Annotated in this window: 22 protein-coding genes, 1 tRNA gene and 1 pseudogene; 19 read left to right on the forward strand and 5 right to left on the reverse strand. The window is 69.8% G+C overall.

Going from position 1 to position 20,253, the window contains the following annotated elements:
- Positions 1-47: 47 nt before the first annotated feature.
- The 3 genes and pseudogenes from SH922_RS27345 to SH922_RS27355 all read right to left on the reverse strand — a co-directional run.
- Positions 48-263, reverse strand: a pseudogene (locus SH922_RS27345) (VapC toxin family PIN domain ribonuclease); the annotation flags it as partial.
- Positions 262-465, reverse strand: a complete 204-nt coding sequence (locus SH922_RS27350; RefSeq protein WP_393060480.1) for a DUF397 domain-containing protein — start codon at positions 463-465, stop codon at positions 262-264. The pseudogene SH922_RS27345 and the gene SH922_RS27350, both read right to left, overlap by 2 nt.
- A complete protein-coding gene (locus SH922_RS27355; RefSeq protein WP_393060481.1) occupies positions 462-1,346 on the reverse strand; it encodes a helix-turn-helix domain-containing protein in 885 nt (294 codons plus the stop codon). Before SH922_RS27355 ends, SH922_RS27350 begins: the two co-directional genes overlap by 4 nt.
- A 217-nt stretch (positions 1,347-1,563) precedes the next feature.
- Between SH922_RS27355 and SH922_RS27360 the strand changes: the two genes are divergently transcribed.
- From SH922_RS27360 to SH922_RS27380, 5 genes are all read left to right on the forward strand, one after another.
- The gene (locus SH922_RS27360; protein ID WP_393060482.1) at positions 1,564-2,187 is read left to right on the forward strand and encodes an ATP-binding protein; all 624 of its coding nucleotides are present in this window, start codon (positions 1,564-1,566) and stop codon (positions 2,185-2,187) included.
- A gap of 32 nt (positions 2,188-2,219) precedes the next feature.
- Positions 2,220-2,438, forward strand: a complete 219-nt coding sequence (locus SH922_RS27365) for a type II toxin-antitoxin system Phd/YefM family antitoxin (RefSeq protein WP_393060483.1) — start codon at positions 2,220-2,222, stop codon at positions 2,436-2,438.
- Positions 2,438-2,812 (forward strand): type II toxin-antitoxin system VapC family toxin, encoded by a 375-nt coding sequence (locus tag SH922_RS27370; RefSeq protein WP_393060484.1) that lies wholly within the window; start codon positions 2,438-2,440, stop codon positions 2,810-2,812. The genes SH922_RS27365 and SH922_RS27370 overlap by 1 nt, the downstream gene beginning before the upstream one ends.
- 235 nt (positions 2,813-3,047) lie before the next feature.
- Positions 3,048-3,413 (forward strand): hypothetical protein, encoded by a 366-nt coding sequence (locus SH922_RS27375; RefSeq protein ID WP_393060485.1) that lies wholly within the window; start codon positions 3,048-3,050, stop codon positions 3,411-3,413.
- A gap of 538 nt (positions 3,414-3,951) precedes the next feature.
- Positions 3,952-4,191 (forward strand): hypothetical protein, encoded by a 240-nt coding sequence (locus SH922_RS27380; protein WP_393060486.1) that lies wholly within the window; start codon positions 3,952-3,954, stop codon positions 4,189-4,191.
- Here the strand turns inward: SH922_RS27380 and SH922_RS27385 are convergent, their stop codons facing one another.
- Entirely contained in the window at positions 4,192-4,506 is a 315-nt protein-coding gene (locus tag SH922_RS27385; protein WP_393063840.1) for a hypothetical protein, read from the reverse strand. It lies immediately after the preceding gene.
- 215 nt (positions 4,507-4,721) lie between these two features.
- On the opposite strand from SH922_RS27385, the gene SH922_RS27390 reads away from it, so the two are divergent.
- A complete protein-coding gene (locus SH922_RS27390) occupies positions 4,722-4,901 on the forward strand; it encodes a hypothetical protein (protein ID WP_393060487.1) in 180 nt (59 codons plus the stop codon).
- A gap of 260 nt (positions 4,902-5,161) precedes the next feature.
- Here SH922_RS27390 and SH922_RS27395 read toward each other — a convergent pair.
- A tRNA-Arg gene (locus SH922_RS27395) sits at positions 5,162-5,233 on the reverse strand.
- A 227-nt stretch (positions 5,234-5,460) separates the two neighbouring features.
- Here SH922_RS27395 and SH922_RS27400 point away from each other — a divergent pair.
- The 13 genes from SH922_RS27400 (at position 5,461) to SH922_RS27460 (ending at position 20,165) form a co-directional block, all read left to right on the forward strand.
- Positions 5,461-5,874, forward strand: coding sequence for a response regulator (locus tag SH922_RS27400; RefSeq protein ID WP_393060488.1), 414 nt, complete (start codon positions 5,461-5,463; stop codon positions 5,872-5,874).
- A 55-nt stretch (positions 5,875-5,929) separates the two neighbouring features.
- Complete coding sequence (gene nrtL, locus SH922_RS27405) at positions 5,930-7,006, forward strand: ArgS-related anticodon-binding protein NrtL (RefSeq protein ID WP_393060489.1); 1,077 nt, start codon at positions 5,930-5,932, stop codon at positions 7,004-7,006.
- A gap of 26 nt (positions 7,007-7,032) precedes the next feature.
- Positions 7,033-8,424 carry a diaminopimelate decarboxylase gene (lysA, locus tag SH922_RS27410; RefSeq protein WP_393060490.1) on the forward strand — a complete coding sequence of 464 codons (1,392 nt, stop codon included), beginning with the start codon at positions 7,033-7,035 and terminating at the stop codon, positions 8,422-8,424.
- A gap of 125 nt (positions 8,425-8,549) precedes the next feature.
- Positions 8,550-9,851, forward strand: coding sequence for a homoserine dehydrogenase (locus SH922_RS27415; protein WP_385276077.1), 1,302 nt, complete (start codon positions 8,550-8,552; stop codon positions 9,849-9,851).
- A 6-nt stretch (positions 9,852-9,857) separates the two neighbouring features.
- Positions 9,858-10,928 carry a threonine synthase gene (gene thrC, locus SH922_RS27420; protein ID WP_393060491.1) on the forward strand — a complete coding sequence of 357 codons (1,071 nt, stop codon included), beginning with the start codon at positions 9,858-9,860 and terminating at the stop codon, positions 10,926-10,928.
- Between the two features lie 511 nt (positions 10,929-11,439).
- Positions 11,440-12,357 (forward strand): homoserine kinase, encoded by a 918-nt coding sequence (gene thrB, locus SH922_RS27425; protein ID WP_393060492.1) that lies wholly within the window; start codon positions 11,440-11,442, stop codon positions 12,355-12,357.
- Positions 12,358-12,744: 387 nt separating this feature from the next.
- The gene (gene rho, locus SH922_RS27430) at positions 12,745-14,817 is read left to right on the forward strand and encodes a transcription termination factor Rho (RefSeq protein WP_393060493.1); all 2,073 of its coding nucleotides are present in this window, start codon (positions 12,745-12,747) and stop codon (positions 14,815-14,817) included.
- A gap of 382 nt (positions 14,818-15,199) precedes the next feature.
- Positions 15,200-16,300 carry an LCP family protein gene (locus SH922_RS27435; protein ID WP_393060494.1) on the forward strand — a complete coding sequence of 367 codons (1,101 nt, stop codon included), beginning with the start codon at positions 15,200-15,202 and terminating at the stop codon, positions 16,298-16,300.
- A 165-nt stretch (positions 16,301-16,465) separates the two neighbouring features.
- Positions 16,466-16,690 carry a 50S ribosomal protein L31 gene (rpmE, locus tag SH922_RS27440; RefSeq protein WP_326738780.1) on the forward strand — a complete coding sequence of 75 codons (225 nt, stop codon included), beginning with the start codon at positions 16,466-16,468 and terminating at the stop codon, positions 16,688-16,690.
- A 150-nt stretch (positions 16,691-16,840) separates the two neighbouring features.
- On the forward strand, positions 16,841-17,917 hold the full coding sequence (gene prfA / locus SH922_RS27445; protein WP_393063706.1) for a peptide chain release factor 1: 1,077 nt from the start codon (positions 16,841-16,843) through the stop codon (positions 17,915-17,917).
- 46 nt (positions 17,918-17,963) lie between these two features.
- Positions 17,964-18,809: a peptide chain release factor N(5)-glutamine methyltransferase gene (gene prmC / locus SH922_RS27450; protein ID WP_393060495.1), complete on the forward strand. Its 846-nt coding sequence runs from the start codon at positions 17,964-17,966 to the stop codon at positions 18,807-18,809.
- Positions 18,810-18,879: 70 nt separating this feature from the next.
- On the forward strand, positions 18,880-19,527 hold the full coding sequence (locus SH922_RS27455; RefSeq protein ID WP_148020733.1) for an L-threonylcarbamoyladenylate synthase: 648 nt from the start codon (positions 18,880-18,882) through the stop codon (positions 19,525-19,527).
- Positions 19,524-20,165: a protein-tyrosine-phosphatase gene (locus SH922_RS27460; RefSeq protein WP_306083207.1), complete on the forward strand. Its 642-nt coding sequence runs from the start codon at positions 19,524-19,526 to the stop codon at positions 20,163-20,165. Before SH922_RS27455 ends, SH922_RS27460 begins: the two co-directional genes overlap by 4 nt.
- Positions 20,166-20,253: the final 88 nt, after the last annotated feature.

Here is a 20,253-nt window from a genome sequence, read left to right on the forward strand (position 1 = left end):
ACCGGAAATGCCCTGGCGCCGCCCCCCGCCGGGGCACACCCCGCCTGTCACCGCTCGTGGAGAACCTTGGGGCGCATCACCGGCACCACGGTGAGGAGGTCATGCAGCCCCTTGAAGCCGTCCGGGTCCGTGGTGAACAGCGGAAGCTCCTCGGCGATGGCAACCGCCGCGATCATCAGATCCGCGATGCGACGCCTCGGCTTGCGGCCCGCGCCGATCACGGCGGCGCAGACTCTGCCATGGATGCGAGCGGCCCTCGACTCAGCTCAGCTTGCCGATGAATGTGCGCCAGGCGTCGGGGCCGAAGACGATCACGGCGCCGGCGGGGCGCTTGCTGTCGCGGACGGGGACGAGGTGGGGCACGTTGTGCCCCACCTCGACGCACTCGTTGTTGCCACCGCTGTACGTGCTGGTGCGCCACCTCGCGCCCGAGAGGTCCGGCGTACTGCGGTGTGCGCTACTCATGCTCTGTGCTCCTTGGCCCGGCGATGGATGACAGCGCGGGACTCTGTCGGGGAGAGCGCGGACGTACGCGCGGCGTCGAACAGGTCCTGGTAGCGGGAGACATCCTCTTCCCGCTCCAGCCACATGGAGCCCGACGGGTTGTCGGCCAGCACCACGTCGAGCGCCCCCTCCTCGGGAAATCCCAGCACTACGTACGGGCCGAACATACTCGCATGGGCTCCACGGGAGAACGGCAGCACCTGCACGGTCACGTTGGGGTTCTCGGAGCTGGCCAACAAGTGATTCAACTGCGCGTTCATGACTTCCGAGCCCCCGACCTGCTGGAGGAGGACGGCCTCGGAAAGCACCGCCCACACGTGCAACGGCTGCTCGTCCGACAGGCGTTCCTGCCGAGCCAGGCGCACTTGGACGAACTTGTCGATCTCATCCGCTGTCTCCCACTGCCGGGAGGCTACGGTCACGGCGCGAATGTACTCGGGCGTCTGAAGCAGCCCGGGAACGAGCTGAGCCTGAAAGGTGCGGATCGAACCCGCCATCGCCTCCAGGGCGATGTAGTCCCGGTAGGTGTCGGCGAGGACCGACCCGTACTGGTTCCACCACCCCTCCCGACGCCTGCGGTTGGCCTTGCGGGCCAGTGCGCTCAGGCGATCGCGGATCTCCTGATCGGATACCTCGTACGCATGCAGCATCGCGGTCAGGTCAGGCAGTCGCACCGCGACGCGGCCGTTCTCGATGCGGCTGATCTTGCCCTTGGTGCAGTCGAGCGCCTCTGCCGCTTGGGCGGTGGTCAGCTTCGCGGTTTCCCGCAGTCGGCGCAGCTCATCGCCGAGTTGGCGTCCAAGAACGGTTGATGGGGTGGCAGTGGTGCGCTTCGCAGGCATGAGAACACCTTTAGCAAAGTGACGGCTCGGAGGAGGTGAGGTTACTCGAAAGAGGGAATATCGGCATGATGTCGGTCGGCAACGTTGCAGATTCGCATGCTGCTCGTCCATTCTGATGGCCACAGGGATGGTGCCGCACGACATGAACTGCCCATCCCACCAGGGGATTCCGGCCGATGTCGACCTTCTTGGGGCTGCCGTGACTACACCGAACGAAGTGATCTTCAGGCTGACCCGCTGCCGCAGCAGCGTTCCCAGGGCGAGAGCCGCGCTCCGCGCCAAGCTGGGAGAGTGGCGGGCCGGTCAATCAGTGGCCGACGACGGTGAGTTGGTGCTCTCCGAGCTGGTGACCAACGCGGTACGGGTGCCCGTCCCCGGGGACCGGATGGTGGGCGTACGCATCGAGTGCCGGGGGAGGGGCGAGTTCCTGCGGCTGGAGGTGAGCGATGCGGGCGCGGGCCGGCCGGAGGTGCAACGGCCCGGCGAGCTGGACAGCGAGGGACGCGGTCTCCTGCTCGTCGAGACCCTGGCCCACCGCTGGGGCGTGGACGAACGCCGGGCCGGGATCGGCAAGACGGTCTGGGCGGAGCTGCTGGCACCCGGGGCCGGCCTCGCCCCCGCCGAGGCGCAGATCGCGGCGGTATCCGTCCAGCCCGGCCAATGCGTACGCGTGTGGGGCGGTTGGCACACGGTCCGCGCGGTCCGGAGCGAGCGATACGCGTCGGGAGGGCTGGCGGTCGTCATCGTCCTGAGCGACGGGGGCCCGGCTTTACGGCTGCACGCGGCCGAGCCGCTGACCGTACGAACGGCGGCCCCGACCGGTCCGGTGAGCTCACCGTGAGGGCGCTGTGGAAGAGGTTGCTCCGGCGCCAAGTGCACAACCAGGACCCGCGATTCACGGGCACGCTGGCGCAGGTGGTCGGGGGCCGACCGGTCGTGATCAGTAAGGCGGGCCGGCCGGTGGAGAGGGCGCTGCCGCCACGGCCGCAAGTGCGGCGGCCGGGCCGGGGCTCGCTCCGGGGCCGTATCCGTATCCCCGCCGACTTCGACTACGCGCACGCCTCGGTGGCCGACGCCCTTGGGATGCGCTGATGCGGCTTCTGCTCGACACACCCGTGGTGATGTGGTGGATTGCGGACTCGCCTCAGCTGTCAGCCTCGTTCAAGGAACTCCTGGAAACCGAACCCGCCGTGTACGTCAGCGCGGTGTCTCCCTGGGAGATCACCGTCAAGCAGTTCCTCGGCGGCTTCGAAGGCCCGGGAGACCTGGCCGAGCAGGTACGGGATCTCCAGTTCAGGGCACTTCCCATCACGGCCGCGCATGGCGTGCGGGCAGGCCGGCTGCCGATGGTGCACACCGATCCCTTCGACCGGATACTGATTGCGCAGGCGCAGGCCGAGGGGCTGGCGCTGGTCACCCGGAACCGCTGGATTCCGCAGTACGACGTAGCGGTCGTGGAGGTCTGACGTGCGCGACTGTCCGGACCTGCGACGAAGGGCGTCTTGTGGAGCTGCTCACCAAGAGCAGCTGAAGGGACGCGACCTGCACCGGCGCGCCAACTTGCCGGCGTTCTGGTCCCTCTTGGTGACTGCGAACGGGTGCTGAGGCTGACAAATGATGGGGCGAAAGGCATGCGGAAAAAGCGGACTACATGATGTCGCCCGCGTGGGGGCGGCGTTGAGACCGGCAGGTGGGGCAGGTATGAAGCGCAACGAGCGGGCAAGGCAGGTGCTGAGCCGGTTTGGCGATGTGGCGTGGTTCAGGTCACCGGTGGAGCGGCATCCCGTTAATGGCTATCTCCAGGTTGCATTCGTCGGGTGGCGCTACACCGAACCTCGTGAGGAGCTGAAGACGGTGTTCGATTCGGCCGTGCGGGAAGCGCCCAAACAGGTCGAGTGGACATTCGGATCGGCCAGAAACTGGATGATCGTACCCACCCGTCTCATCCAAGAGGCAGGGGCAGATAACCAAACTTCAACGAAGCAATGGACGCGATTCGAGAGCGTGATCAGGAATTCTGTGCAGCGACGGCTGAAGATATTGAGAGGATCTTTCGGGCACTGTTAAGGGCTCCCGTCATCGACGCCCTTTGAACGGTTGCTATCACGTGCCGCGAGGTAATGAGGGTGAAGTGCGGGAAATCCAAGCCGTTCCATGGATGCGCGTCATCACGACGGGTGATGGCTTGAATCCCGATGAACTCCTGTATCGGGCAGTGTTTACGTGGCGCGTCTAAATGGCCAAGATATTCCCGACGAAGCGTCAGCGTTTCGGCTATTTCATGTATCGCTGATATTTCCTGAATGTTTTGGATGGAATTTTGGAGTGCATTCCGTTGGGTCGTCGCAATGCCTCGTACCTCAGTAGCGTAGGAGTCTCGCGACACCCACTCCTGGCGGTGCGTCGGCTTCCGAACTGCCCGCCGACGATTGTTCGGAGTCGGAGCGCCATCGTTCGATCGGATGAAGATGCCGACCGGGAAGTAGCCCCCATGCTGGGTGAGTTGGAAGATTTCTGCACAAAGGTGCTTTCCGAACACAGCTGCGCGTCGGTCTCGCTAGTGCTGTGACCGCTATGGTTCGCCGGGTTGAGAGGGAGGGCCGGGGTGTTCGTCGAGATCGTCTTCGTGGGGCTGCCGATCGATCGTGACGAGGTAGAGGAGGCTCTGGAGGCGGCGTTCGAGCTCGACGGCGAGGTCACCGGCGCGGGCAGCGGCATGGGTCGTTGCCATCTCGACCTTGAAATCGCGCAGGGCTCGGACACGACTGCGGCCCTGGAGCGGCTCCGGGCGGTGCTGTCGGAACTGGGCGTCGCGGACTGCGCGACCGTGAACGTCAGCGAGTGATCAAGCCGCCATGCGCGCGCGTCCGCCCCAGCGGATGCCCTTCTCGCTGCGGACACGGGCCCGTTCGCGGCGCTCGGCCGCCAGGACGTCCTGGTGGCGGGCGTTGGCGTTGCGCCAGCGCAGGTAGGCGTGCAGGGCCCGGGTCTGGGTAGTCTCGCGCGGCGCCGGGGGCGTGGTCCGCAGCCACGGCGGCGGTATGGGTGGCGTCGCCGCGATGATGATCGATATCCCTGAGCGCGAGCTCTCGGTCGCCGTCCTGGCCAACTCGACCAACAAGGCGGCCCGCGACGCCGTCGTCGACCATCTGATGGGCACCCTGGCACCCGGCTTCCACAGTGATCAGCTCAACCCGATCACCGAGCAGAACCGCCCCACGGTACTGGCGCAGGGCGAGTGGGCCGGGGAGATCAGCACTGCGGAGGGGGTATTCCGCTGTGGATCAGGATCCGGGCGGGCGGGCGGAGGTTCGGCTGGCGGACGGCCCGCCGGTCACCGTGTCGGCCGTCGCCTCCCAGCGTGGGAACCTGCGCGTGAGTGCCCCAGTGCAACTGCCCACCGCCGACGCCCGGCTGAACAGCCCCAGCTTCGGTCTCGAGCTGAGCGTCGAGCAGGACCGGCTGGTGGGCCGAGCCATAGCCTTCAAGGACGGCGATCGGGATGGCTGGCTGGGCGCCTACCTGGTCCACCCCTGCGTGCTGCGGTCCCACTGATGCCGGGGCGAGGCCCGGCCGGCCCACCAGTGGGTGAAGCGATTGGTGCGGGAAGTCGCCGGGCCCGTCTGCGAGGGGTGATGTCTGTCGCGCCGCTTCGGCCGTACAGGCGCTCTACCGGCCGCGCGGCACCGCCAACGGGGGTGATGTCCGGCCCCCGTCGGGGCAAGAAGAAGACCGCATGAAAGAGACCGCATGAAAAAGACCCTCTGCCTGGTGTTTCCACTGGCGAGAGGGTCTTTTCGGCACTTCCTGCGAAGTGCCCCCGGCAGGATTCGAACCTGCGCACCCGGCTCCGGAGGCCGATGCTCTATCCCCTGAGCTACGGGGGCGTATCGCTGTGCTGCTCTGCGACGGGTGAAACACTACCAGCTTCCGCCGGGTGCCCGTGAACAGGTATTTCCGCGTCGTCGCCTTGGCGGCGGCAGCCCCGCCCCGACGCTCGCACACACTTCCGGCCACCCCGCGCGCCACCCGTCCAGGGGCGGAAGTGGGCAAAACCCGGACGCAGGCACTCCGCCCCGCCTACTCTCGAAGGGTGTCAGGGGCATGCGGCCGCGTGCTTGTTGTCGACGACAACAAGGTCATCCGGCAGTTGATCAGGGTCAATCTCGAGCTGGAGGGCTTCGAGGTCGTGACCGCAGCCGATGGTGTCGAGTGTCTGGATCTGGTGCATCAGGTCAGGCCCGACGTGATCACGCTCGACGTCGTGATGCCCCGGCTGGACGGTCTGCAGACGGCCACCAGGCTGCGCTCCGATCCGCGCACCCGGCATCTGCCCGTGGCGATCGTCAGTGCCTGCACGCCGTACGAGGTGGACAACGGCGTCACCGCAGGCGTCGACGCCTTCCTCGCCAAGCCCTTCGAACCGAGCGAGCTGGTGCGGGTCGTACGGCAGTTGATGGAGCGCGGGCGGCCGCCGGTGCTCGACGGCAGGCAGGGGGCCGGGCGGGCGGAGAGTGCCGCCGGCTGACCGGATGGCGAAACGCGTTCGCGAAAGGCCCCCCTCCCTCGCCTACGCTTGTCCCGTGACCCCCGCCGATCTCTCCGCGACCGTGCTGCACGCCGTGCGCCGCGCCGTGGACGAGCACGTCCTGCGCGCGCCCGTGCCCGCGCGCGTGCGAGTGGAGAGGACACGGCCCGGCGGCCGCGGCGACTACGCCAGCGCCGTCGCCCTCCAGCTGGCCGGCCCTGCCGCGCTGACCGCACGGGAAGTGGCCGAGATCCTCCGGGAGCGGGTGGCCGGTGCGCCCGGAATCGGGCGGGTCGAGATCACCGGGCCCGGGTTCCTGAACTTCACGCTCGACGCCACCGCCGACGCGCACGGCGCGCTGATGTCCCGGGTGCGGGAGCAGGGGATGCGGTACGGGCACGGCGACGCACTCGCCGGGGACCTGCTGCAATTCAGCCACCCCCGCGAGGTCCGGGCCGCGGTCACCGCCCACGCGGTGGGCGGGCTCGCACGGGCGCAGGGTGCGCGCGTGGCCGTCACCTGCGGCGCCGCGCCCGACCCGGACTGGGCGCTGCTGGGCATCACCGCAGACGCAGGGGAGCCGCCCCACGCGCCCCGTACGGAGATACGCCCCGTCCCGGCCGGCGCCACAGCCGGCGAGCTCCTCGACCGGCTCGGACCCGACGCCACCCGCTGGGGGCTCCTCCGGCCGGCCGGTCACGACCGCGCCCCCCTCGGCGCCGACCTCCTCGTCCAGGGCGAGGGCAACGCGCTCTTCCTGGTCCGCTACGCCCACGCCCGCGTCCACGCGCTGACCCGCGGCGCAGCGCTCCTCGGCTTCACGAGCGCGCCCGGCGAAGACCTCGACGACACCCCCGGCGCCGAGGCGCTCGCCCTCCTCGCCCTCCTCGCCGACCACCCCGCCGTGCTCGCCGCCGCAGCGCGCCACCGCGCCCCCGACCGCCTCGCCCGGCACCTCGAGGCGGTCGCGCACGCCTTCCTCGACTTCCACGACGCCGCCTCACCCCTTCCCGTCGGGGACGAGAAACCCTCGGCCGCCCACCGCTACCGGCTCGCCCTTGCCGAGGCCGCCGGGACGGTGCTGGCCGGCGGCCTGTCCCTGCTCGGTATCAGCGCACCCCAACACCTCTGAGAGACCCGAGAGAGCAGAGCAACACGATGAGCCGATCCGCACACCCCGCCGGGCCCCGTCACGCCGATGTCATGTCGGAGGGCCACTACACCGCCCCCGCCGAGGACCTCAACGTCCTGGACGAGAAGGTCTGGGCCCGTACGGTCACCCGGGACGAGCACGGGGCCCTGACCGTCGGTGGGATCGAAGTCGCCCGGCTGGCCGAGGAGTTCGGCACCCCGGCCTACTTCCTCGACGAGTCCGACTTCCGGGCCCGCTGCCGCGCCTGGTCCGATGCGTTCGGACCCGGCGCCGACGTCTTCTACGCCGGCAAGGCCTTCCTCTCCCGCGCGGTCGTGCGCTGGCTCCAGGAGGAGGGGCTCAACCTCGACGTCTGCTCCGGCGGCGAGCTGACCACCGCGCTGGACGCCGGAATGCCCGCCGCGCGCATCGCCTTCCACGGCAACAACAAGACCGTCGACGAGATCGAGCGGGCCATCTCGGCCGGTGTCGGCCGGATCGTGCTCGACTCCTTCCAGGAGATCGTCCGGGTCGCCCACATCGCGCAGCGTCTCGGCCGGCGCCAGCCCGTGCAGATCCGGGTGACGGTCGGCGTGGAGGCGCACACCCACGAGTTCATCGCCACCGCGCACGAGGACCAGAAGTTCGGCATCGCGCTGGCCGACGGGCAGGCCGCCGAGGCCGTCAGGCGGGCGCTCACCCTCGACGGGCTGGAGCTCATCGGTATCCACTCCCACATCGGCTCGCAGATCTTCGACATGGCCGGCTTCGAGGTCTCCGCCCGGCGCGTGGTGCAGCTGCTGGCCGAGGTGCGCGACGAGCACGGCATCGAACTGCCCGAGATCGACCTCGGCGGCGGCCTCGGCATCGCCTACACCTCCGAGGACGACCCGCGCGAACCGCACGAGATCGCCAAGGCGCTCGGCGACATCGTGACCCGCGAGTGCGAGGCCAACGGGCTCGCCACCCCCCGGATCTCCGTCGAGCCCGGCCGCGCCATCGTCGGGCCCACGGCCTTCACGCTGTACGAGGTCGGCACCATCAAGCCCCTGGAGGGGCTGCGTACGTACGTCAGCGTCGACGGCGGCATGTCGGACAACATCCGCACCGCGCTGTACGACGCCGAGTACAGCGTCGCCCTCGTCTCGCGCACCTCGGACGCCGAGCCGATGCTCGTCCGGGTCGTCGGCAAGCACTGCGAGAGCGGTGACATCGTGGTCAAGGACGCGTTCCTGCCGTCCGACCTGGCCCCCGGCGACCTGATCGCCGTGCCCGCCACCGGTGCGTACTGCCGCTCCATGGCGAGCAACTACAACCACGCCCTGCGTCCGCCCGTCGTCGCCGTGCGCGACGGACAGGCGCGGGTCATCCTCCGGCGCGAAACGGAGGAAGATCTTCTGCGTCTCGACGTCGGCTGACGCTTTATTTCCCGGGGGACACCCTGGGAACCCGCCAAACATCTCAGGATCCGGACGGGTGGCGGAAACCCCCGTCCGGTGAGTGAGACTGGTTCACACATCAGATGTAAAGGAAACGAGGTCGGATGATGCGTACGCGTCCGCTGAAGGTTGCGCTGCTGGGCTGTGGAGTGGTCGGCTCAGAGGTGGCCCGCATCATGACGACGCACGCCGACGACCTCGCCGCGCGCATCGGCGCACCGGTGGAGCTCGCCGGTGTCGCCGTGCGCCGGCCCTCCAAGGTGCGCGAGGGCATCGACCCCGCACTGATCACCACCGATGCGACCGCCCTCGTCAAACGGGGCGACATCGACGTGGTCATCGAGGTCATCGGGGGCATCGAGCCCGCCCGCACGCTCATCACGACCGCCTTCGAGCACGGCGCGAGCGTCGTCTCCGCCAACAAGGCGCTGCTCGCCGAGGACGGCGCCGCCCTGCACGCCACCGCCGAGCAGCACGGCCGCGACCTCTACTACGAGGCCGCCGTGGCCGGTGCCATCCCGCTCGTACGGCCGCTGCGCGAGTCCCTCGCCGGTGACAAGGTCAACCGGGTCCTCGGCATCGTCAACGGCACCACGAACTTCATCCTCGACAAGATGGACACGAGCGGAGCCGGTTACTCCGAGGCGCTCGACGAGGCCACCGCCCTCGGATACGCGGAGGCCGACCCGACCGCCGACGTCGAGGGCTTCGACGCCGCCGCCAAGGCCGCGATCCTCGCCGGAATCGCCTTCCACACCCGGGTGAAGATCGGCGACGTGCACCGCGAGGGCATCACCGAGGTCACCGCCGCCGACATCGCCTCCGCCCGCCGCATGGGCTGCACCGTCAAGCTCCTCGCCATCTGCGAGCGCGCCGCCGACGGGCAGTCGGTCACGGCCCGCGTGCACCCCGCGATGATCCCGCTCAGCCACCCGCTGGCCTCCGTCCGCGAGGCGTACAACGCGGTGTTCGTCGAGGCCGAGGCCGCCGGGCAGCTGATGTTCTACGGCCCCGGCGCCGGTGGCGCACCGACCGCCTCCGCGGTCCTCGGCGACCTCGTCGCGGTCTGCCGCAACAAACTCAACGAGGCCCCCGGCCCCGGTGAGTCCGCGTACACGCGTCTGCCGGTGAGCCCCATGGGCGACGTCGTCACGCGGTACCACATCAGCCTCGACGTGGCCGACAAGCCTGGCGTACTTGCCCAGGTCGCGACGGTCTTCGCCGAACAGGGCGTATCGATCGATACGGTCCGCCAGCAGAGCCGACAGGACGGCGGCGGAGAGGCTTCGCTCGTCGTCGTCACCCACCGCGCGCCCGACGCCGCCCTTTCCGGGACCGTCGAGGCGCTGCGCAAGCTCGACACCGTGCGCGGTGTCGCCAGCATCATGCGTGTTGAAGGGGAGTAAGGACCCATGACCACCAAGGGCACCCACCAGTGGCGCGGCATCATCGAGGAGTACCGGGACCGTCTTCCGGTCACGAGTACGACGCCCGTCGTCACGCTTCGTGAGGGCGGTACGCCGCTCGTTCCCGCTCAGGTCCTCTCCGAGCGCACGGGCTGCGAGGTGTACCTCAAGGTCGAGGGCGCCAACCCCACCGGGTCCTTCAAGGACCGCGGCATGACCATGGCCATCACCCGGGCCAAGGAGGAGGGCGCGCAGGCCGTCATCTGCGCCTCCACCGGCAACACCTCCGCCTCCGCCGCCGCATACGCGGTACGGGCCGGAATGGTGTGCGCCGTCCTCGTACCGCAGGGCAAGATCGCGCTCGGCAAGATGGGCCAGGCGCTCGTGCACGGCGCCAAGATCCTTCAGGTCGACGGCAACTTCGACGACTGCCTGACGCTGGCCCGCTCGCTCTCGGACAACTACCCGGTGGCGCTGGTCAATTCGGTCAACCCGGTGCGCATCGAGGGCCAGAAGACCGCTGCCTTCGAGATCGTCGACGCGCTCGGCGACGCCCCGGACATCCACGTCCTCCCGGTCGGCAACGCGGGCAACATCACCGCGTACTGGAAGGGGTACACGGAGTACGCCAAGGACGCGATGGCCGGGCGCACCCCGCGGATGTGGGGCTTCCAGGCCTCCGGTTCCGCGCCCATCGTGCGCGGCGAGATCGTCAAGGACCCGTCGACCATCGCCACCGCCATCCGGATCGGCAACCCGGCCTCCTGGCAGTACGCGCTCGCCGCGCGAGACGAGTCGGGCGGCTTCATCGACGAGGTGACGGACCGCCAGATCCTGTCGGCCTACCGCCTGTTGGCCTCGCAGGAGGGCGTCTTCGTGGAGCCCGCCTCGGCCGCCTCCGTCGCAGGTCTGCTCAAGGCCGCCGAAGAGGGCAAGGTCGACCCCGGCCAGAAGATCGTCTGCACGGTCACAGGCAACGGGCTCAAGGACCCGGACTGGGCCGTCGCCGGCGCCCCCCAGCCGGTCACGGTCCCGGTCGACGCGGCCACCGCCGCCGAGAAGCTGGGCCTCGCGTAGCCGTACCCGCCGCAGCGCGGCCGCACCCCCGGACCGGACGACGGGCCCCGGGTGCGGCCGTGGCAACGGTCCGTGACTACGGTCCGGAGCAAAGGTTCGTGACGACGGCCCGTGACGACGGCCCGTGACAACGGTTCGTCAGAAAGGCAGCCCAAACGCCCCTTTTCGGGGCGGAGAGCGCATCAAAGACGGGCGACACGCATCGTGCGCCTCCTGTGCGCCCTATGTCGCGACAGAACCTTCCTTCGATAAGCTGTACCCAACCCGCCCCGCCGCATATGCCGGGGTGCTCGGGCCGTTGCGGCCGTCGGTTCATTCCCGGGGTCAGGCCACACCCGCCGCCGCATTCGCCCCGAAGAATCCCCACACACCCGCAGACCCCGGAAATCCCCAAGCCCCAGAAGAACCCGAAGAGCCGCACAGAGCAGAACCCGAAGAGCCGCGAAGAGCCCCGAAATACCCCGCAGCTCCTCGAATTCCCCGCCGCCTCACAAGGAGAGTCGTCAGAGCGATGGCCGGTCCCGCCTTCCGAGCCGCCGCCGTCCGGGTGCGCGTCCCCGCAACCAGCGCCAACCTGGGCCCGGGTTTCGACGCCCTCGGCCTGTCGCTGGGCCTGTACGACGACGTAGTCGTCCGGGTCGCCGACTCCGGGCTGCACATCGACATCGCCGGCGAGGGCGCGGACACGCTGCCCCGCGACGAGAAGCACCTGCTCGTACGGTCCCTGCGCACGGCATTCGACCTGCTCGGCGGACAGCCCCGCGGGCTGGAGATCGTCTGCGCCAACCGCATCCCGCACGGCCGCGGCCTCGGCTCCTCCTCCGCCGCCATCTGCGCCGGCATCGTCGCCGCCCGAGCCGTGACGACCGGTGGTGACGCCCGGCTCGACGACGCGGCCCTGCTGGAGCTCGCCACCGAGATCGAGGGCCACCCCGACAACGTCGCGGCCTGCCTGCTGGGCGGCTTCACGCTTGCCTGGATGGACGGGGGATCGGCCCGCGCCATCAGGATGGATCCCGCAGATTCCATCGTTCCGGTGGTTTTCGTTCCCGGCAAGCCGGTGCTCACCGAGACCGCCCGCGGACTGCTGCCGCGGGCCGTCCCGCACGTCGACGCCGCCTTCAACGCCGGCCGCGCCGCGCTGCTCGTCGAGGCCCTGACCAGGCGCCCCGAGCTGCTGCTCACCGCCACCGAGGACCGGCTCCACCAGGAGTACCGCGCACCGGCGATGCCGCAGAGCGTGGAACTGGTGAACCGGCTGCGCGCCGACGGCGTACCCGCGGTGATCTCCGGTGCCGGGCCGACCGTGCTGGCGCTGGCCGAGGACGGTGCGGCCGACAAGGTCGCACGGCTGGCGGGCGAGGGATGGGCGGCCAACCGGCTCGCTCTCGACGCCCAGGGTGCGAGCGTGCTGCCGCTCGCCCCGTAGCCGAGAAGTGATTGCCGGTGAGTGAGAGGGGGAATGTTTGTTGGAGCCGGTAGTGTTAACCTCAAGTCTGCAATCGACGTCTATGTGGCGCGTTGCTTCGTGTCCCTTTCCGGGACCACCTTTTCTTCCGGGAGCCTCCCCAACTGCCTGAGCAGCCTGCCTGAGCAGTTTCGAGCACGCTCCGGAACCGGCACGACACCCCTCGCTTGTCCAGGAGTGGGCCGAGCAGGGGGATGCTCGCGCCGGGCCCATGCACACCTTCATCTCTCCGCCGTACCTATCCGGCGGACCACCGCCCCGGCACGGTCCGCACCGAAGACCGCAGTCGGACAGCACAACCGGTCGCCGAGCCAGAAGGCCGACGTCCGCTCCAGGGAAGGACCCTTCGTGAGCGACACCACCGATCTGATGGGCGTGACTGCCGACAAGAGCGTCGACAGCGCCGCGCCTGCCGAAGGTGCTGCCACTGGCACCACCGCACGGCGCCGCCGCTCCGGCACCGGCCTTGACGGCATGGTCCTGGCCGAGCTGCAGCAGGTCGCGTCCGGCCTCGGTATCAAGGGCACTGCGCGGATGCGCAAGAGCCAGCTGATCGAGGTCATCAAGGAGACCCAGGCCGGCGGCTCCTCCGCGTCCAAGGCCAAGGCCGCCACGGCCCCCGCCGAAGAGGCGGAGACCAAGCCGAAGCGCCGGGCCACCTCCAAGGCGCGCACCGGCGCCGGGGACGAGACCCCGGCCGCCGCGCCCGCCGAGAAGGCTGCGGCCCAGCAGCAGATCGACATCCCCGGCCAGCCGGCCAGCGACGACCAGCCCACGGGCGAGCGTCGTCGTCGCCGTGCGACCGCGCAGGCGGGCAGCCCGGACAGCAAGCCGGACACCAAGGCGCAGGCCAAGGACCGCACGCAGGACGAGCCGAAGCACGAGGCTCCTGCCGAGGACCGTTCCGAGTCCAAGGCCGAAGCAGCCGTGGACAACGCAGAGGGCCGTCGCGGCGACCGCCAGGACCGCGGCCAGCGCGGAGAGCGGGGCGAACGCGGCGAGCGCCGTGAGCGTCAGCGCGACCGCCGCGGCAAGGGCGACGAGCAGGGCGGCGGCCAGGGCGGCCAGCGGCAGCGTCAGGGCGGCCAGGGCGGCCAGGGCGGCCAGGGCGGCGGCCAGGGCGGCCAGGGGCAGAACCAGGGCCAGCAGGGCGGCGGCGGACCGCAGGACGACTTCGACGACGAGGGCGGCCGGCGCGGCCGCCGGGGCCGCTACCGCGACCGCCGTGGCCGTCGCGGCCGCGACGACTTCGCGAGCGACGCCCCGCCGGTCACCGACGACGACGTCCTGATCCCCGTCGCGGGCATCCTGGACATCCTCGACAACTACGCGTTCATCCGGACCTCCGGCTACCTGCCGGGTCCGAACGACGTGTACGTCTCGCTCGCCCAGGTCCGCAAGAACGGCCTGCGCAAGGGTGACCACGTCACCGGCGCCGTGCGCCAGCCCAAGGACGGCGAGCGCCGCGAGAAGTTCAACGCGCTGGTCCGCCTCGACTCGGTCAACGGCATGGCGCCCGAAACCGGCCGCGGCCGCCCGGAGTTCCAGAAGCTGACTCCGCTCTACCCGCAGGACCGGCTCCGCCTGGAGACCGACTCCAACATCCTGACGACGCGCATCATCGACCTGGTCGCCCCCATCGGCAAGGGCCAGCGAGGCCTGATCGTGGCCCCGCCGAAGACCGGTAAGACCATGATCCTTCAGGCGATCGCCAACGCGATCACGGTCAACAGCCCCGAGTGCCACCTGATGGTCGTCCTGGTCGACGAGCGTCCGGAAGAGGTCACCGACATGCAGCGGTCGGTGAAGGGCGAGGTCATCTCCTCGACCTTCGACCGTCCCGCCGAGGACCACACCACCGTCGCCGAGCTGGCCATCGAGCGCGCCAAGCGTCTCGTCGAGCTGGGTCACGACGTCGTCGTCCTGCTGGACTCGATCACCCGTCTGGGACGCGCGTACAACCTCGCCGCCCCCGCCTCCGGACGCATCCTGTCCGGTGGTGTCGACTCGACCGCGCTCTACCCGCCGAAGCGCTTCTTCGGTGCGGCGCGCAACATCGAGGACGGCGGTTCGCTGACCATCCTGGCCACCGCGCTCGTCGAGACCGGCTCGCGCATGGACGAGGTGATCTTCGAGGAGTTCAAGGGCACCGGCAACATGGAGCTCAAGCTCGACCGCAAGCTCTCCGACAAGCGCATCTTCCCCGCGGTGGACGTCGACGCGTCCAGCACCCGTAAGGAAGAAATCCTGCTCGGCAGCGACGAGTTGGCGATTGTCTGGAAGCTGCGCCGGGTGCTCCACGCGCTGGACCAGCAGCAGGCGATCGAGCTCCTCCTGGACCGGATGAAGAAGACCCAGTCCAACGCGGAGTTCCTGCTCCAGATCCAGAAGACGACGCCGGCCCCGGGCAACAACGACTAGTCGGAGCCCCTCGGCGAAGCAGTACACAGGGCCGCCCCCGGCACTTCGGTGCGGGGGGCGGCCCTGTGCCGTCGCCCGGCCTCCGTGCCCACGGCCCCCCGAGACCTTCGCCACACGGACGCGGGGCCGGGCAGGGCCGTCGCGTTGCCTGTACCGGGCAAGAAACCGCAGGTGAGTGCCGGATCACCGGCTGTTCCCGCACCCCGTGGACCGGCCCCGGCCTTACCGGGAGTCCACAGGGCGCTGTGCAACCCTTCTTGTCGCCGCCGCGTCGTAACCAAGAGCGACACCACGAGCGCCGCCAAGGGGGGCAAAAGCGGTATACGGACCCGCACGCCACTGCAGGGGGTAGCCGGGAGCAGCCGAGGACACGAGGAGACGGATGAGCGAGCAGAGCGGGAGCAACAGCCGAATACGGGCCACCGGCAAGCGCCGGAGGAGGCCGTCCCGCCGCCGCAGGGCGACCGTCATAGCCACGTGGAGCCTGGCCGGCCTCGTCGTCGTCGGCGGATCGGGGCTCGGGTACGCCTACTTCCACCTCAACGGCAATCTCAAGGCCGTCGACATCAACAACGCCCTCGGCAAGAACCGCCCCGACAACGTCGACAACGGCTCCGAGGACATCCTCGTGCTCGGCTCCGACTCCCGTTCGGGCGCGAACGCGGAGTACGGCGAGGACCAGGGCGGTGCCCGCTCGGACACCGCGATGGTCGTGCACGTCAACAAGGGCCACAAGTCGGCGAGCGTCGTCTCCATCCCGCGCGACACCCTTGTCACCCGGCCCGAGTGCACGGGCGACGAAAGCGGGCAGCCCGTCGCGGGGGAGCAGCGCGCGATGTTCAACACGGCATACGAGGTCGGCGGACCGGCCTGCGCGGTCAAGACCGTCGAGTCGATGTCCGGCATCCGCATGGACCACTACATCGAGGTCGACTTCACCGGCTTCAAGAAGCTCGTCGACAAGCTCGGCGGCGTCGAGATCACCACCAAGCAGGCGATCAACGACTCCAAGAGTCATCTGAACCTCGAACCCGGCACCCACACCCTGAACGGTGAGCAGTCGCTCGGCCTCGTCCGTACCCGCAAGAGCGTCGGTGACGGCAGCGACCTCGGCCGCATCCAGCTCCAGCAGGCCTTCATCAAGGCGCTGATGGAACAGGCCAAGAGCGTGGGCATCCTCAACGGCACCAAGCTGTACGGCATCGCGGACACCGCGACCAAGGCCATCACCGCCGACTCCGACCTCGGCTCGGTCACCGAACTCGCGAGCTTCGCGAGCGGCCTCAAGGGGCTCGGCGCGAACGACGTCCACATGGTGACCCTGCCCGTCGAGTACGACCCGGCCGACCCGAACCGCGTCATTCCGCAGGAGAAGGCCGGCCGACAGGTGTGGAAGGCACTCCTCAACGATCAGCCGATCCCCGCCTCCGCCACCGAGAAGTCGGCGGGCGACAAGGGTGACGCCGGGCAGATCGTGCAGTGACGCCGGCCAGATCCTGCCCGTAACGGCCTCCCCCGGGAATAGCGGGCGGCCGACCCCCGTTTTGGGAGATACGGCCAGTCCTGGCAGACTGGTACGTCGGCCCCGGTTCACGGACGCGCAATCCGCGCGTACGACCCGGCGCCCTCCCGAACCTAGGAGAAACCCTTGAAGCGCGACATTCACCCCCAGTACGTCGAGACGCAGGTCAGCTGCACCTGTGGCGCGTCGTTCACCACCCGGTCCACCCTGGACGCCGGCGCCATCCGTGCCGACGTCTGCTCCGAGTGCCACCCGTTCTACACGGGCAAGCAGAAGATCCTCGACACCGGTGGCCGCGTGGCCCGCTTCGAGGCCCGCTTCGGCAAGGCCGCCGGCTCCGCCAGCAAGTAGCGAGCCGACTGCGCCGGTCCTTGGCGCCCTCTTCGCGGGGGCGCCGAGGCCGGCGTTTTTTTCCGGCCGGGACACGGCATACCCGTATCCCGCCCGGCAGGCATCCGCCGGCCGGCAGGCACGATGAGCGAAGAAACCAGGAGCCCGAAGATGTTCGAGGCGGTCGAGGAACTGATCGGCGAACAGTCCGATCTCGAGAAGAAGCTCGCGGACCCGTCGGTCCACGCAGACCAGGCCAACGCGCGCAAGCTCAACAAGCGCTACGCCGAGCTGACTCCGATCGTCGCCACGTACCGCTCCTGGAAGCAGACCGGCGACGACATCGAGACCGCCCGCGAGTTCGCCGCCGACGACCCCGACTTCGCCGCCGAGGTCAAGGAACTGGAGAAGGAGCGCGAGGAGCTCACCGAGAAGCTCCGCCTCCTGCTCGTTCCCCGTGACCCCAGCGACGACAAGGACGTGCTCCTGGAGATCAAGGCGGGTGCGGGCGGCGACGAGTCCGCCCTGTTCGCCGGCGATCTGCTGCGCATGTACCTGCGTTACGCCGAGCGCGTCGGCTGGAAGACCGAGATCATCGACTCGACCGAGTCCGAGCTCGGCGGCTACAAGGACGTCCAGGTCGCCGTGAAGACCAAGGGCGGCAACGGGGCCACCGAGCCCGGCCAGGGCGTCTGGGCGCGGATGAAGTACGAGGGCGGCGTGCACCGTGTGCAGCGCGTGCCCTCCACCGAGTCCCAGGGCCGCATCCACACCTCCGCCGCCGGTGTGCTCGTCACGCCCGAGGCCGAGGAGGTCGACGTCGAGATCCACGCCAACGATCTCCGTATCGACGTGTACCGCTCCTCCGGCCCCGGCGGCCAGTCCGTCAACACCACCGACTCCGCGGTCCGCATCACGCACCTGCCCACCGGCGTCGTCGCCTCCTGCCAGAACGAGAAGAGCCAGCTCCAGAACAAGGAGCAGGCCATGCGTATCCTGCGGTCGAGGCTTCTCGCCGCGGCCCAGGAAGCCGCCGAGCAGGAAGCGTCCGACGTACGCCGCAGCCAGGTGCGAACGGTCGACCGGTCCGAGAAGATCCGTACGTACAACTTCCCGGAAAACCGGATCTCGGACCACCGCGTCGGCTTCAAGGCGTACAACTTGGACCAGGTGCTCGACGGGGATCTGGACGCTGTGATCCAGGCCTGTGTCGACGCCGACTCCGCAGCCAAGCTCGCCGCCGCATAGGCCCGAGCCCCACCGCCCCGCTCGTGAACCCGTACGGAGAACCGCGATGAACCTGCTGCTCGCCGAGGTGGCCCAGGCCACCCAGCGGCTGGCCGACGCCGGTGTCCCTTCACCGCGATTCGACGCGGAGGAACTCGCCGCGTTCGTACACGGCGTCAAGCGGGGCGAGCTGCACAACGTGCCGGACGCCGACTTCGACGCCCGCTACTGGGAGACCATCGCCCGGCGCGAGGCCCGCGAACCGCTCCAGCACATCACCGGCCGCGCCTTCTTCCGCTACCTGGAGCTCCAGGTCGGACCCGGTGTCTTCGTGCCCCGGCCGGAGACCGAATCGGTCGTCGGCTGGGCGATAGACGCCGTCCGCGCGATGGACGTCGTCGAGCCGTTGATCGTCGACCTCTGTACGGGATCGGGCGCCATCGCCCTCGCCATGGCCCAGGAGGTGCCGCGCTCGCGCGTGCACGCCGTGGAGCTGTCCGAGGAAGCCCTCAAGTGGACCAGGAAGAACGCCGAGGAGTCCAGGGTCACCGTGCACCGCGGAGACGCCCTGACGGCCCTTCCCGAGCTCGACGGCCAGGTCGACCTGGTCATCTCCAACCCGCCGTACATCCCGCTCACCGAATGGGAGTACGTGGCCCCGGAGGCCCGCGACCACGACCCCGAGATGGCCCTCTTCTCGGGCGAGGACGGCCTCGACACCATCCGCGGCATCGAGCGCACCGCCCACCGCCTGCTGCGCCCCGGCGGCCTCGTCGTCATCGAGCACGCCGACACGCAGGGCGGCCAGGTGCCGTGGATCTTCACCGAGGAGCGGGGCTGGGCCGACGCGGCCGACCACCCCGACCTCAACAGGCGTCCCCGGTTCGCCACGGCCCGCAAGGCCATGCCGTGACCGGCGGCCACTCCCCGCACCACCCGTTCCAGCCCAACCCGTACCCGTACATGCTTGAGGAGGCCGGCTGATGGCACGGCGATACGACTGCAACGACGCGACCGACCGCACGACGGGCCTGCGCGAGGCCGCGTCCGCCGTCCGCCGTGGCGAACTGGTCGTGCTGCCCACCGACACCGTGTACGGGATCGGTGCGGACGCCTTCAGTTCCGAGGGCGTCGTCGACCTCCTGGAGGCCAAGGGCCGCGGCCGCAACATGCCGACGCCCGTCCTCATCGGCTCGCCGAACACCCTGCACGGCCTGGTCACCGACTTCTCGGAGCAGGCCTGGGAGCTGGTGGACGCCTTCTGGCCGGGGGCACTCACGCTCGTCGCCAAGCACCAGCCGTCGCTCCAGTGGGACCTCGGTGACACCCGCGGCACCGTCGCCATCCGGATGCCGCTGCACCCGGTCGCCATCGAGCTGCTCACCGAGGTCGGCCCGATGGCCGTCTCCAGCGCCAACCTCACCGGACACCCGTCGCCCGAGGACTGTGACGCCGCCCAGGAGATGCTCGGCGACTCCGTGTCCGTGTACCTCGACGGCGGCCCGACCCCGGGCATCGTTCCGTCCTCGATCGTCGACGTCACCGGCAAGGTGCCGGTCCTGCTGCGCGCCGGTGCGCTCTCCGCGGAGGAGCTGCGCAAGGTGGTACCCGACCTCGAGGTGGCCAATTGACCGCCCCTGAGGGGCGTGGCATAGCGGGGCAGACCGACACCTTCCGCATCCTCCACGTCAGCACCGGCAACGTCTGCCGCTCACCGATCACCGAGCGGCTGACCCGGCATGCCCTCGTGGACCGCCTGGGCGACCCGCTCCAGGGCGGACTGATCGTGGAGAGCGCGGGCACCTGGGGGCACGAGGGTGCTCCGATGGAGGCCAACGCCGAGGTGGTCCTCGCCGACTTCGGCGCCGACGCCACCGGGTTCGTCGGCCGCGAACTGCTCGACGAGCACGTGATCCGTGCCGACCTGGTGCTCACGGCCACCCGTGACCACCGGGCCCAGGTGATCTCGATGGGTCACTCGGCCGGACTGCGCACCTTCACGCTCAAGGAATTCACCCGGCTGGTCCGGGCGATAGACCCCGCCACGCTGCCCGACGCGAGCGACGAGGGCGTCGTCGAGCGCGCCCGCGCCCTGGTCCGCGCCGCCGCCGCGCTGCGCGGCTGGCTGCTGGCCCCGACCGCCGAGGCCGACGAGGTCTACGACCCGTACGGCGCCCCCATCACGTTCTTCCGGTCCATCGGCGACGAGATCAACCAGGCCCTGGACCCGGTCGTCACCGCGCTGACGGGCGTATCGGCGCCGCGCTGAACGCATGGCGCCCGAGGAGCCGTCCGCGCCGCGCTGACGGCCGTACGGCGAGTGCCGGGACTCCCTGGGCCCGGACGGGTGCACCACG

This window comes from Streptomyces sp. LN549 (genome assembly GCF_043203805.1).
Classification (GTDB): domain Bacteria; phylum Actinomycetota; class Actinomycetes; order Streptomycetales; family Streptomycetaceae; genus Streptomyces.

Coding starts and splice junctions, on each gene's coding strand:
- SH922_RS27350 (WP_393060480.1), bottom strand. CDS start 465: ATGAGTAGCGCACACCGCAGTACGCCGGACCTCTCGGGCGCGAGGTGG.
- SH922_RS27355 (WP_393060481.1), bottom strand. CDS start 1,346: ATGCCTGCGAAGCGCACCACTGCCACCCCATCAACCGTTCTTGGACGC.
- SH922_RS27370 (WP_393060484.1), top strand. CDS start 2,438: ATGCGGCTTCTGCTCGACACACCCGTGGTGATGTGGTGGATTGCGGAC.
- SH922_RS27375 (WP_393060485.1), top strand. CDS start 3,048: ATGAAGCGCAACGAGCGGGCAAGGCAGGTGCTGAGCCGGTTTGGCGAT.
- lysA (WP_393060490.1), top strand. CDS start 7,033: ATGAGCCGATCCGCACACCCCGCCGGGCCCCGTCACGCCGATGTCATG.
- SH922_RS27415 (WP_385276077.1), top strand. CDS start 8,550: ATGATGCGTACGCGTCCGCTGAAGGTTGCGCTGCTGGGCTGTGGAGTG.
- thrC (WP_393060491.1), top strand. CDS start 9,858: ATGACCACCAAGGGCACCCACCAGTGGCGCGGCATCATCGAGGAGTAC.
- thrB (WP_393060492.1), top strand. CDS start 11,440: ATGGCCGGTCCCGCCTTCCGAGCCGCCGCCGTCCGGGTGCGCGTCCCC.
- SH922_RS27435 (WP_393060494.1), top strand. CDS start 15,200: ATGAGCGAGCAGAGCGGGAGCAACAGCCGAATACGGGCCACCGGCAAG.
- prfA (WP_393063706.1), top strand. CDS start 16,841: ATGTTCGAGGCGGTCGAGGAACTGATCGGCGAACAGTCCGATCTCGAG.
- prmC (WP_393060495.1), top strand. CDS start 17,964: ATGAACCTGCTGCTCGCCGAGGTGGCCCAGGCCACCCAGCGGCTGGCC.
- SH922_RS27455 (WP_148020733.1), top strand. CDS start 18,880: ATGGCACGGCGATACGACTGCAACGACGCGACCGACCGCACGACGGGC.